This is a genomic window from Flavobacterium sp. 140616W15, assembly GCF_003668995.1.
Lineage (GTDB): Bacteria > Bacteroidota > Bacteroidia > Flavobacteriales > Flavobacteriaceae > Flavobacterium.
The window spans coordinates 2,061,621-2,074,844 of the sequence record NZ_CP033068.1 but is presented as its reverse complement, the minus strand read 5'-3'; the positions used below and the strand labels follow the sequence as shown (position 1 = coordinate 2,074,844).

Annotated in this window: 9 protein-coding genes; 2 read left to right on the top strand and 7 right to left on the bottom strand. The window is 32.7% G+C overall.

What is annotated here, in order from left to right; all coding sequences use genetic code 11:
• Positions 1–34: 34 nt before the first annotated feature.
• From EAG11_RS08775 to EAG11_RS08745, 7 genes are all read right to left on the bottom strand, one after another.
• Positions 35–1,267 (bottom strand): MFS transporter, encoded by a 1,233-nt coding sequence (locus EAG11_RS08775; RefSeq protein WP_129538856.1) that lies wholly within the window; start codon positions 1,265–1,267, stop codon positions 35–37.
• Between the two features lie 143 nt (positions 1,268–1,410).
• Entirely contained in the window at positions 1,411–2,541 is a 1,131-nt protein-coding gene (locus tag EAG11_RS08770; protein WP_242499310.1) for a galactose oxidase, read from the bottom strand.
• Positions 2,542–2,610: 69 nt separating this feature from the next.
• Positions 2,611–3,531: a dihydrodipicolinate synthase family protein gene (locus tag EAG11_RS08765; RefSeq protein WP_129538854.1), complete on the bottom strand. Its 921-nt coding sequence runs from the start codon at positions 3,529–3,531 to the stop codon at positions 2,611–2,613.
• Positions 3,532–3,622: 91 nt separating this feature from the next.
• Entirely contained in the window at positions 3,623–4,012 is a 390-nt protein-coding gene (locus tag EAG11_RS08760; RefSeq protein ID WP_129538853.1) for a RagB/SusD family nutrient uptake outer membrane protein, read from the bottom strand.
• Positions 4,013–4,047: 35 nt separating this feature from the next.
• A complete protein-coding gene (locus tag EAG11_RS08755) occupies positions 4,048–5,085 on the bottom strand; it encodes a RagB/SusD family nutrient uptake outer membrane protein (protein ID WP_129538852.1) in 1,038 nt (345 codons plus the stop codon).
• Positions 5,086–5,102: 17 nt separating this feature from the next.
• Positions 5,103–8,540, bottom strand: a complete 3,438-nt coding sequence (locus EAG11_RS08750; protein WP_129538851.1) for a TonB-dependent receptor — start codon at positions 8,538–8,540, stop codon at positions 5,103–5,105.
• A 525-nt stretch (positions 8,541–9,065) separates the two neighbouring features.
• Positions 9,066–10,298, bottom strand: a complete 1,233-nt coding sequence (locus EAG11_RS08745; protein WP_129538850.1) for an ROK family transcriptional regulator — start codon at positions 10,296–10,298, stop codon at positions 9,066–9,068.
• A 291-nt stretch (positions 10,299–10,589) separates the two neighbouring features.
• On the opposite strand from EAG11_RS08745, the gene EAG11_RS08740 reads away from it, so the two are divergent.
• Both EAG11_RS08740 and EAG11_RS08735 read left to right on the top strand, forming a co-directional pair.
• A complete protein-coding gene (locus EAG11_RS08740) occupies positions 10,590–11,084 on the top strand; it encodes a TlpA disulfide reductase family protein (protein WP_129538849.1) in 495 nt (164 codons plus the stop codon).
• 415 nt (positions 11,085–11,499) lie between these two features.
• Positions 11,500–12,957, top strand: a complete 1,458-nt coding sequence (locus EAG11_RS08735; RefSeq protein WP_129538848.1) for a glycosyltransferase family 2 protein — start codon at positions 11,500–11,502, stop codon at positions 12,955–12,957.
• Positions 12,958–13,224 lie beyond the last annotated feature (267 nt).

The following is a 13,224-nucleotide window of genomic DNA, read 5'->3' as shown; positions in this document are numbered from 1 at the left end:
TAAACTTTAAAAATGTAGGGTGAACTAATTAATGCTATGCCTCTACAAAGTCATTGACTTTGGGGCGAAGAAAACTTATTTGGACTATTAGTGCTACCAAAACAACTCCTGCCATTAACGCAAAGCCTAAACCTAAAGTTCCTGTATCGGCAGATTTACCTAATAATGAGGTTACCAGCGCACCACATCCAACTCCTGTCATGTTTAGTACTCCATAAGCTGTTGCTCGATACTTAGATGAAACAAATTGGCAAATGATTGGCATATTATTCGCATCAAACATTCCGTAACCAATTCCAAAACATAATACTGCTCCCACTACATGAAAGAGTGAATCTCCAAAACCAATTAGCATTAATGCCGGAATGGTTAAACTTAAACCAATTGCACTAGTATAAACTCTACCCTTAATGTTTTTTTGTACCCATTTGTCTGATAATATTCCTCCAAAAATAACTCCTAATAATGAGGAGAATGAGATTGTAATTGTTGCCAATGGCCCAGCTTGATCCATCGAAATTCCTAAGTTATCAGAGAATAAGGTAGGTAACCAGTTTTTGGTAGCCCAGCCCGGCAAACTAATAATGGCAAAATAGAATAAGATTACCCAAAAGGAAATATTGGTAAACAATAGTGCTAAGCCCTTAAATAGCGTTTGTTCTCCAGTTTTTTTATTTGTTTTTATTACTTCCGAAACTTTTTTCTCACTTAACAGAAAAACCAAAATAAAAGAATAAACGATTCCTATAATTCCAAAATGATGAAAGGTAGAATGCCAAGAGTATTTTGCAGCAATAGTAGCGCCAAAACCACCTAATGCCGAACCTACATAAAGTCCTGTCATGTGAATACCGATAGCTAAGGATCTTGTTTTTTGCTGATGATAATCGGCAATTAATGATAAACCAGCAGGTATATATAAAGCTTCACTAACTCCCATAAGCGCTCTTAACCAATAAACCTGATTGTAGGTTGTTGCATAGCCCATTGCGTAGGTTACTGCTGACCAAACAAATAAACTGCCTATAATTAACCATTTACGGTTTAATTTATCAGCGATGATACCAGATATTGGACTCATTAAAGCATAAATCCAAAGGAATATAGCCATTAAACGTCCGAAATTTTCACCCGAAACAAGTTCAGGAATGTCAGCTTCCATCGATGGTCTCATGGTAGCGAGCATTTGCCTATCCATGTAGTTTAGTAGTGCTACAATCCATAGTAACGCTACTATTACCCAAGGATAATATTTAGAGTTTTTCATATTTTGATATACTTTAAAATCTTTAGTTTTTTAGTTTTTTTGATAATACATAGAAACATAGTTTTTTTTCACTGGTGGTTAATCAGGTGTTTTACTTAAAAATAAAACGAAAAGCACTATGTTTTAAATTGTTTAAGCCAAAGCTATTTCACTGTTCCCAACATTACATCTGGTGTACGTACCCCAGGCTTTATTTCTCCATTGGATAAAACAATTTTATCATCCCAGATTGTTGCTGTTGTTGTTACTTGTGCAAGAAACGGTAATTCACCAATTTTTGACCATTTATCGGTATGGGTATTGTACAATAAGATGGCATTGTAGAAACCTGTATGTGTTGTGTTTAATTTATTTTTTTCGGCGATAAGCCTTGTTTTTTCTTCATCCGAATCGCTTTTAGCAATTTGTGATAAGTAGGTTTCTATTTTATGGAAAGTTTTTCCATTATCTCCTCCAACGATTAAAATATATTCATTTCCTATAGCTACTCCAGCACCAGCCGAAAAGTTGGTTGTGTTTTCTCCATCAGATATATTGGCGCGATTTTCCCAGATTTGTTTTTTAAAGTTAAATACAAAAGTGGTATTGTGTAAATCGCTTATGCCAGATGGTGTTTTTGTTCTTCCGCCTATGATATATATGTTCTTTCCGTTTTTATCATTCTGTACTACTGCAACAGAATTTGCAAGAGGCATTGGTAATTTTGGCAACGCTTTCCATTCAGGGTTAGCTTTGTTTAAATCGATACTGAAAACTAAATCTGAAGATCGTTTTACTTCATCACCACCTATTGCATAAACTACATTATCGATATGGGTAAGGGCAATATTTGTAACTACTATTGGGTAATTTGGTAAAGATTTAATTTCGACTTCATTTTTATTGGCATTCCAATTTAAAATATATGCCTTATTCGAAAGACCATTTTCATTTTCTCCACCTACATAAACCACTCCTAAATTTGTAACTGTATTTCCTGAATACGCTATTGGTTCTGGTAATGTAGTTAGTACGTTTTTGTCCCAAGTGTATTGATCTCCTGATTTCTGTAATACATGAATTTCTTTTGAATAATGTTTTTTTCCTCCTTCCCAAGGCATTTTCTCCTGAAAATTTGCTCCGCCAGCAACAATCAAGGCATTGTTGCTAATACCGTTAATAGGCCCTGCAAAACCTAATGACAAACTTCCATCAGGATTCAGCAACTGCGCAGCTTTTTTCCATTCGACGTGGCTAATATTTGTTTTTTGAGAAAAAGCAACTGTTGTTGACATAATAAAAGAGATAAGGATTATATAAAAAAAGGATTTATTCATAGCGTTTGTTTAAAAAACTAACTAGGATTATTTTGATTTAAATTCATTGAAGTTCAAACTGTCAACGTCTTTTTTAAATAATTCGAATTGTTCAGCTGACATGTTTTTAACGGGTAATCTAAATTCTCCTAAATTATGACCTACTAATTTCATGTATGATTTACCTACTGAGATTCCACCATATTTACCTAATAAACGAATCATATTGATTGATTTTTGTTGTAAAACACGTGCTTTAACCAAATCATTGGCATTAAATGCATCAATTAAATCGTAGTATAAAGGAGCTGCATAGTTAAATGTACTTCCTACAGCACCTTTGGCACCTAATACTAATGCAGATAACATATTTTCGTCACGTCCCCAAAGCATATCGAATTTCCCATTTTCATAACTCATACAACTTTGGAAATCCATAAAATCTTCATGCGTATATTTTACTCCAGCAAAATTTGGGAGCTTGCCATCTAGTGCTCTTACTAAATCAAACATAGCTACATTAACTCCTGTTAATACTGGAATATGGTAGTAATAAAAAGGCATATTTGGAACGCTTTTACCTACTTCTATACAAGCTTCAGCCAGCATATCAACATTGGCAGGTTTAAAATAGAAAGGCGCTGTTAATGAAACGGCATATAAACCTATTTCGTAAGCGTGTTTGGCTAAGTCTATACAATCGCTTAAGCAAGTACCTCCAAGAAATACCATTACTTTAAAATCGGCATCATGATTAGAACAGTCTGCCCAAGCTTGTGCTACCGCTTTCTTTTCTTCTAATGTAATCGAAACACCTTCTCCTGTAGAACCATTGATAAAAGCACCAGTGATTTTGTTTTTCTTTAAAAAAGTATAATAGGCTGGAATTAGGCTAACGTCTAATTTTCCATCGCTGTTAAATGGGGTAAAAGGTGCTGAAATAAGACCTTGTAAATGTTCGATTTTCATGAGATTATTTTTAAGTGTTGTTGTCTTTTATTTTTATTAGACTGGGAACGGTTAAATTCCCAGTCATTTTTTTAATTTTAGTTCTTAGAATTTATTTGCTAAGTGGATTTTGTACAATTTTCGGATTGAAATTGATAGTATTTTGAGAGATAGGAAATAAAACTTCTTTATTAGCTGTCATCGATGGTACTAAGCTTGTTTTATTAAAACGAACTAAATCCCACCATGCTTTTCCTTCAAAAGCCAATTCTTTTAAACGCTCATTTAAAATAGCATCATCATTTGCAGTTTGTGAACTGTTAGTAAATGAAGCTGAAGGATCAGCTCTTTGCATAACAAGATTCATTTCTGTTGTAGGATCTTGACCTAAAGCATTTTTAATTTCAGCTTTCATTAATAAAATGTCTGCCAAACGGTATATGATAATATCACTTACAAATCTTCTTTGCGTACCATCAACAGTTCCGTTGTATTTTACCAAACCTGTTACTACTGGAGTTGATCCGTTGTATAGAGTTAAATAAGTGGCATTTTTCTAGTATCAGTTGCATCGAAATTAAATCTTGTAATATCTGGTTGCACTCTTGAGATACCTGCATTACCAGCACCACTACCCAAAGTTCCAAAAGTAGCAATTGCAGTTGCAGTTGTTAATGGAGCAAAATCACTTGGACCAATAAACATAAATGAGTTCCAGTTGTCTGATAAATTTGAAGGTAAATCTGCTAGTGAATAACGAACTGCAAATAATACTTCTGCATTTCCTTTTTTATCGTAAGCAAAAACATCTTTAAAATTAGGTAATAATGATGCAGTATTTGGTATTGCGTTTATTGCCGCTAAAGCAGTATTTAAATCTGCAGTACCACCATTTAATTGTTTAGCAGTCCATAAATTCACATCCGCTTTTAGCGCATAAGCAGACGGAAGCGAAAGCTGTATTTTATTATTGGTTGCATCGGGAAAATTAGCGATTGCCGCTTCGATATCTGATTTTATAAATGCAAATGTTTCTTGAATTGTATTACGAGGAATGATGTATTCTGACTGATTTGTATTTTCAGTTGGTTTAGTAACAATTGGCACACCTCCCCATGAACGAGCCATAATAAAATAAGCCATTGCGCGCATTGTGTATGCTTGTGCAATATATCTTTTTTGCTCGTTTACTGTTGATGGGCTAAATTGAATTCCTGGAACATATTTAAGAACTAAATTTGCCTGATGTACTACCGTGTATAAACCTGCCCAGTCTACATCTATAGTTGCAGGAGTTAGGGTGTTATTGTAGTAGAAAGCCAAATTTAAAGGCGATTGTACACCTGAAGTTATTTCTGCACTTCTGGCTCCACCCAATAAATAATACGTTTGTTGGGTTTGTGTTCTAAAATTAACGTACATACCGTTTACACCAGCTTTGGCATCATCTTCTGTTTTCCAGAAATTGTCTGAGGTAATAACGCTATCAGATTTTAAGTCTAAATCATCTTGACATGAGTTAAATAGAGAAAGACTAGAAAGAAGTATTGTGTATAAAAGAATTTTCTTTTTCATGATTTTAGTATTAAAATTTACAAAGCGATATTTAAACCAAGTATAATATTTCTAGGAACTGGATAAGTACCTGTAGAACCAGCAGCATTAAGTCCTAAACTAGAACCTCCATCAATACCTTGTACTTCTGGGCTTAAACCGCTATATTTAGTAAAGTAGTATAAGTTGCTTCCTGTTACATATACACGTACAGATGTTAATTTTGCTTTTTCAACAAGTGTTTTTGGAAGGTTATAACTAAATGTAATTTCTCTTATACATAGGTAATCTCCACTTTCGTAGTAACGGCTATTTCCTTGAAACATATTGGTATTATAAGCAGCTCCTCCCGCTTCTGAACGGAATAAGTTATTCTGATTTGTTTGATCTGCCCAACGGTAACGAGGTACATCTGTAATGTCACCTTCTTTTTGCCAAGATTGAGCACTTTCTGCCAATAATCCGTAGTTACCTTGAAATTGCCCTAAGAAACGTGCTCTTGCTTCGTTGTATATTGTAGCTCCTAATGAATAATCTGTTCTTACTGCAATTGAGAATCCTTTGTAGCTTGCATCGAAGTTGAAACCACCTACAAATTTCGGGAACATATTTCCCATATACGTTCTGTCTCTACTATCTATGACACCATTATTATCAGTATCTTCAAATACAGCATCTCCAGCAAATTTTTTACCCGTTGGATTGTTTCCACCAGCTGTTTTAGTCACATAAGTATCATGAACTTTTGCATTGTATGCATCAGCTTCTGCTTGAGTAGAAAGGATGTATAATTGCTTGTGAGCATAGAAATCTCCAATTTTTTGACCTTCTTGTAATCCTCCAACAAATTTGTAAGTACCACTTCCAGCATCCCAAATTTCAGTTCCACCAATTCTATTATTTAAATTTCCATTGAAAGGAAGTTTTTCAATAACGTTTTTATTGTGAGAAACGTTTGCCCCAACATTGATTCTTAAATCATTTTTGTTATAAACATTTGCAATAACTTCTAATTCGAAACCTTTGCTTCTTAATCCTCCAAGGTTAGTTAATACGGTAGAGAAACCACTATTAGAAGGAAGCGTTAAGTTGGTTAATAAATCAGACGTTAATTTATTATAGAAATCCCCAATAACTCTAATTCTATCTTCATTTAATCCTATATCAAATCCTCCATTTATTGTTTGTGATTGTTCCCATTTTAGACCTGGATTTGCAATTTGTGAATTTACAATTGCCGATTGACCGTTGTAACTATTAGGAAGTCCGTTTGTCGTACCTGAGTATAATCCTCCTGCTTGAAAATCGCCCAATGTACCTAAGTTTCCATTCACCCCGTAACTTCCGCGAAGTTTAAGAGAAGAAACAAATTTAGGAGCAACTTTTCCCCAGAATTTTTCTTCTTGTATATTCCATCCTGCAGAGATTCCAGGAAAGAAACCATATTTATTGTCTGGTCCTAAACTTGATGAACCATCGTAACGGAATGATGCTGTTGCGAAATACCTGCTTTTGTAATCATAATTTACACGACCAAAAACACTATTTAAAACCAGTTTTGTATTGTTACTAAAAACAGAAACAGGAACAGGAGATGAATCTAAAGTTTGAGCTAAATCTGACGGGCTTCCTTTTCCAGATGCATTAAAAGATTTTATTGTTCTGTCGTATTTAGAAACTCCTAATTTAGCATCAAAATCTCCAATTGCTTCTAATGATTTGTTATAAGATAAAACCCCTTCGTACTGAAATTGTGCTATCTGATTACTTAATCTTGTTGCTGTACGAGTATTATCTACTAGACCATTATTACCGCTTAAAAATGCTTGTTGAAAAGTGTTATCGTTTTCATTTTCACTATAAAGAGACATAGATGGAGTGAAAGTTAAATCTTTTGTGATTTTTAAATCACCATCAACGCTCATTTGTAATTTATTATTTTCGTTTATACCTTTTACTTTTCCCATTTGGTACAATGGATTTCCGTTGATGTTATTTTGCCCAGGAGCAAGAGTTCCATCTTCTAAGTATAATTTTGTAGTAGGAGAGTTTCCTAAATATCTGTTGAAAACAACGCTATTAGCCACAACTTGATTGTTGCTTGATTTAGAATATAATACACGACCATTAATTGTGAAATTATCTGCTAATTTTAAAGAGGCATTTAATTTACTTGTAAATCTTTGGTATCCAGTAAATATAGTAATACCGTCTCCTTTTAAATAACCTAAGCTTAAGTCAAACACACCGCTTTCGCCACCACCACTAAAACCAAGATTGTGATTTTGAGTAATTGCATTTTGGAATAAAACGTCATTCCAATTGGTGCTTTTATACATAATTGTATTACTAGCATTAAGAGGATCTTGTATTTCTTGCCATCCTTTTGCTTGCAATTGTCCAATTGTTTCAGGCGTTAAGTTAGATTTTAATAAAGTAGCAAACGGAGTATTGTTTTGTAGGTTGTTACCTGTTCCAGCAGGAGTTGCTCCTGTTAGTTGTCCTAATCTAGCTATACCGGTAGTTGTATTTAGTCCAGCAATTTCGGCTGCATTGTACAAACCTAAACGTTGCAATCTGATATACTCACCGCCATCCATAAAATCGTATTTTTTACCGATTTGGCTATTTTGAGTAGATACATTATAAGTAATTTTAAGTTTACCCGCTTTACCAGTAGTTGTTGTAATAATGATAACCCCATTAGAAGCTCTTGCACCATAGATTGATGTTGCCGCCGCATCTTTTAATACTTGAAGTGAAGCAATATCTGCAGAGTTGATATCGTCAATTTGAGTACGAATAACACCATCTACTATATATAAAGGAGTAGCTCCAGATGGATTATCAATTGATGTACCTCCACGAACTAAAATGTTTGATGCTTTACCAGGTTGACCAGATGAAGTACGAACGACTAAACCTGTAACGTTTCCTTGCAATGATTGTGTAACGTTTGAATAAGGTACGTTTTCTAAAACTTTTTTGTCTAGTTTAGAAACAGCTGTACTTAAAGTTCTTCTGTTTTGAGAACCATATCCTACAACAATAACCTCATTCATTTGTTCACCTACTTCTTTTAGAACAACAGTAAGTGGTGCTGAAGTAATAGCAACTTCTTGATCCTGAAGACCAATATAAGATACTACTAATGTAGTGGCATTATCTGGTGCTTCTAGAATGAAACTACCGTCAAAATTGGTTTGTGTACTAATATTGGTTCCTTTAACAACAATATTTACACCAGGCAAAGCTTCACCCTTTTCATTAGTTACAGTTCCAGTAACCTTTTTTAGAATTGGATTTAATTTAGTAGTTACGTTTTTTTCTGAGACTGAAATAGTTTTTGAAGATACTGTAGCCGCCGCCTCTTGTGCATTTAAGGCGAGTAGAAAAATAGAGGTTAATTTCATAACATCTACGAACTTAGATGTAAGTCTAAAATTTTTAGGCTTACTTTTTGGTAATAAATTCATACTTTTGTAATGGTTAGTTAGTAATAATTTTCCTTCTTGGTTTATTTATTTGATTTCTAATCGTAATTCTTTTTGTTAAGAATCTCAGCCAGCAATGTTTTCTCGACCTGCTGGCTTTTTTTATAGATCACAAATGAATCTTTTGTAAAAGGGTGTTTCCTTTTTATTTATATGTCTTATCGTTAATGTTCCTCAAACTTCCTTTAATCTGGAGAACGTACTGTATTTAATTTTTTCAAGATAGTATCTTTCCAATAATAATATATATGTCGAATTAAATTTTGATTTAATTGCTATACTATTTTAAGAGACCTCTCTTTTTTAATATTAAATTATTTTATAAACGATACTCATTTTTGGTTTAATCTGAGACGATTATAAATGAGAAGTATAAATGAAGATTACTAAATCTATTATATAGAATATCTTCCCATAATTTATTATCATGGTGTAAATATATAAATATATTTAATAACAGATGTTTAATTATTAAATTTTTTTAATAATTAAAAGAAGATGTGAAATTTAATTGTTAATTAAAGGAGATAACATTTTTTCCTTTATTACGCAACAAGCCCCAATTACGCCAGCGCGACGCCCTAAAGTAGATTTTTTAAGTTTCATATCTCGGTTAACTAAACCTAGAGAATATTTTTTTAATGCAGTTTGAATTGGTAAAAGTGCAAAGTCACCTAATTGTGCAAAGTCACCACCAATTACTAATAAGTCAGGATTAAATATGTTAAGAAGTATAGATAAATAACGTCCCATTTTTTCACTTTGTTTTGTAATCAGATCGATACAAAGAGTATCTTCTAGATTTACAGCACCAGTAATAATAGCGTTGTGTTGTAGAGCAGGAGTACTATCATCTAGAATTACCTTTGATTGTTTTCCTTCTTTTATAGCATCTTTAAATTGATTTATTAGAGACCAACCTGAAATTTCCGTTTCTAAACATCCTAGTTTTCCACATTGGCACATGATATCATTATCAAAAATGGTGCTGTGTCCGAATTCGCCAGAATAGCCTGATTTTCCATAATAAAGCTTTCCTTCAGTAATAATACCAATTGCAACTCCCCAGCTATAATTTACAAATATGATGTTTTGTTCATCATCTACAACTCCTTCACAATATTCACCAAAAGTCATGGCTCGAGTATCATTTTCTAAGTGAACAGGTAAGTCTAATTGTTCTGAAATGATTTCTGTTAATGGTCGGTTTTCACTAAAAAAGTAATTGTAGCTAAAGCCTTCCATAGAGTTAATACGTCCAGAAAAGTTGATACATACACCTACAATCAATTTTTTTTCTACAGAACTATCTTCTATAAATGAATTAATTAAAGTGCAAAATTTTAATAATGATTCTTGTGTGTTTTGTAAAACAAAAGGGGTTCTTAAATCAACACTTACAAGTTCATTTTTGATGTTTTGCAAGCCAATAGACATTCCCGAAATACCAACTTCGACTCCTAAAAAGTAAGCGCTGGTTGGGTTAATACTATATAAAGAAGGTCTTCTTCCGCCGCTATTGGTAATTTTACCCATATCGACTACGTATTCTTCTAGCAATAATTCATTAACAGCTTTGGTAACTGTAGGAACACTCGATTGTAATTCAGCACTTAATTCAGCAATTGTTGCATTACCTTCAGATAATAAGCGTTTTGTAATTGCCTGTCTTAGCATGTGCCATTTTTGTCCAGAAAGGCTTTTGTCTTTGCTAATGTCTAATAAGTCTTTTAAATTCATCGTAGTGCTATTTATATTCAGAGATGTATTACAAACTTAATGTAATTTTTAAACAATGATGAGAATTTGATTTTCAATATTAAAATATTTTTTTATTTGGAGTTATATTTTAAATAAACGGTATTAATAGCGTTGGGTTAATGAATATAAAAACTACTTTGTTTAGGTAAAAACAATTTCTATTAGTAAAAAATAGTTCTAAATTCGCCACAAGAAGTAAAGAGATATTAATAATAATTTATTTTATAATATAACGAAGCATCCCAAATACTTGTAAATTAACGCCTACCTATGAAAAACTTATTTTTTACGCTTGCATTTTTAATCTGCTCATATACTAGTTCTAATGCACAAACCGAAGGCCTTGAAATAGGAGATATAATTCCAGATATTGATCTTCCAGATGCAAAAGGCAATGTAATATCTCTTTCTTCGTTGAGAGGCTCATTGGTATTAGTCGATTTTTGGGCATCATGGTGTGGTCCTTGTGTTAAAGAGCAACCCGAATTATTAAAATTGTATCAAAAGTATCCTAACAAATTTAGGATTTATGGAGTTTCTTTAGATTCTAAAAAAACGGCTTGGTTAGGAGCTATAGCAAAATTAAAACAGCCTTGGATTCAAGTAAGTGACTTAAAATTATGGGATTCTCCAGCTGTGTTAGATTATAAAATTCAATCTATTCCTTTTAATGCGCTAATTGATAAAAACGGAATTATTCTTGCCAAGAATATTCATGGAAACAAATTAGAAGAACTGATTAAAGAATTAACTACTGATAAATAATTTTTTTTGCACAATCTTGTGATTTCTGATGAAAGAAGAATTTCCGCAAGATGCTAACACAATGTATTCCTAAATTGTCGAGCTACCAGATGTGGTTCTTTGTTCCTCAGAAAGACAAGTTTTCGTGTGTTTTGTACAGACTCTAATTGTTTTGTATAAAGATACAATGTGTGTAATTTTTACACAATTTGGGTAACGGATACACACTTTAAATTTGAAATTACTATCGTAATTGCCTCATTTTCTATTAAAAATGAAAATGGCACAAGGCTTGCTAATTATGATTTGTCTAAACTTTTACACACTTTATTTTGATCGTTGTATCTCATTATTTACGACAAAATGAATGAAAAAAGAAAGGGCATTTTAATAAGAGCCGTAAAATAGAAATCGAAAGTAATACAAGAATACAAGCATGAAAACTGAAACAATCTCAAAACAACTATACGCTACAAACAGCGGTACAAATGATAGTGAACACTCTTTAGCAAGTTCTTTTTTTAGTATTAACAGTAAATCTTTAAAGAAAGCATTAAAATTAAACTCAAGTCCATTAGGTTTTATTGTACTTATAAGCAGTTTTATATTAATGTTAACTGGGGCATTTTTAGTTTATAAATACCAAGCAGACTTTGATCAATTTCAAATAGAAAGAATAAACTCAACATGGGGGTATCCTTTTCTGGTAATAGCTACAGTCTTTTTTATATTTAAGACAGGAGTTTTTCTATATAATTTATTCCTTTATTTTCGTTACAAGCCTATCGAATCAGTTAGCGATGAGTTATTACCAACTTGTACGATAATTGTTCCAGCTTATAATGAAGGGAAGTTGGTTTTAGATACTTTAATAAGTTTAGCAGAAAGTGATTTTCCGGAGCAAAAAATGCAAATACTTGCTATTGATGATGGAAGTAAAGATGATACTTGGTACTGGATGCAACAAGCAAAAGTAAAATTAGGAGATAGATTGTCAATTTATCAGCAACCTAAAAACAAAGGAAAACGTCATGCACTTTACCGTGGATTTGAATTAGGAACGGGAGAAATTTTTGTAACTGTAGATAGTGATTCAGTTGTGAAAAAAGACACAATGAGAAATTTGGTTAGTCCGTTTGTTATAAATAAAAATTGTGGAGCTGTAGCAGGAAATGTTCTCGTTTTAAATAACAAAAAAGCGATACTTCCAAAAATGCTTAATGTGAGTTTTGTAATGAGTTTTGAATTTGCTCGTTCTGCCGAAAGTGTTTTAGGTTCAGTGTTATGTACTCCGGGAGCTTTAGCCGCTTATCGTAGTGAGGCAGTTTATGAGTGCCTTCCAGAATGGATTAACCAAACTTTTATGGGACAACCTTCTGATATTGGTGAAGACCGTGCAATGACGAATATGATTTTAAAACAAGGACGTCAAGTATTGTTTCAAAGAAACTCATACGTATTAACTAATGTACCTGAAGAATATACAGGATTGTATAAAATGTTTATCAGATGGGGGAGAAGTAATGTACGTGAGAGTTTAATGATGGCAAAATATGTTTTTAAAGATTTTAGAAAAGGATCTAAATTTGGTACAAGACTGTTATTTTTAGATCAATCATTAAAGATTGTTATGGCACTTCCATTTGTCTTATTTATGTTTTTCTTTATAGCAGTACATCCAATATTGTTTTTTGGTTCTACACTTTTAAGCATCATGATTGTATCCAGTTTTTCAGCTTTATTTTATGCTAAAAGACATAATATATCAGAGTCATTTTGGGCGTATTCATATAGTATTCTTTTCACTTTTGGATTATTTTGGATAACACCTTATGCTATCCTTACAGCAAATAAAAGTGGTTGGTTAACACGTGGTTTGGCTCAAGGAAAATAGATAAAAAAGTAAGTATAAATAAAAATGCTTGAATGTACATCAGTTGTATATTCGAGCATTTTTTATTAGATGAAAATAAGTTTAATCTGTTAGATGTGATTACTTCGTCAATTCGCTTCGCTCGGGTTATAAAAATAACATTTAACACATAGAGATATGGATTTGAGCTATTGGAATAGAATTTATAACTAAAGGCGATTCAATAAAAAAAAGTTTTTTCGCATAGCCTTATGTGATTTATTTTAAGTGAAACGTATTTTCAGGCTT

Bases quoted from the DNA above. Each gene is read 5' to 3' on its own strand.
- EAG11_RS08750 (WP_129538851.1), bottom strand. From the start codon at position 8,540: ATGAATTTATTACCAAAAAGTAAGCCTAAAAATTTTAGACTTACATCT.
- EAG11_RS08745 (WP_129538850.1), bottom strand. From the start codon at position 10,298: ATGAATTTAAAAGACTTATTAGACATTAGCAAAGACAAAAGCCTTTCT.
- EAG11_RS08740 (WP_129538849.1), top strand. From the start codon at position 10,590: ATGAAAAACTTATTTTTTACGCTTGCATTTTTAATCTGCTCATATACT.
- EAG11_RS08775 (WP_129538856.1), bottom strand. From the start codon at position 1,267: ATGAAAAACTCTAAATATTATCCTTGGGTAATAGTAGCGTTACTATGG.
- EAG11_RS08770 (WP_242499310.1), bottom strand. From the start codon at position 2,541: ATGTCAACAACAGTTGCTTTTTCTCAAAAAACAAATATTAGCCACGTC.
- EAG11_RS08735 (WP_129538848.1), top strand. From the start codon at position 11,500: ATGAAAACTGAAACAATCTCAAAACAACTATACGCTACAAACAGCGGT.
- EAG11_RS08765 (WP_129538854.1), bottom strand. From the start codon at position 3,531: ATGAAAATCGAACATTTACAAGGTCTTATTTCAGCACCTTTTACCCCA.
- EAG11_RS08755 (WP_129538852.1), bottom strand. From the start codon at position 5,085: ATGAAAAAGAAAATTCTTTTATACACAATACTTCTTTCTAGTCTTTCT.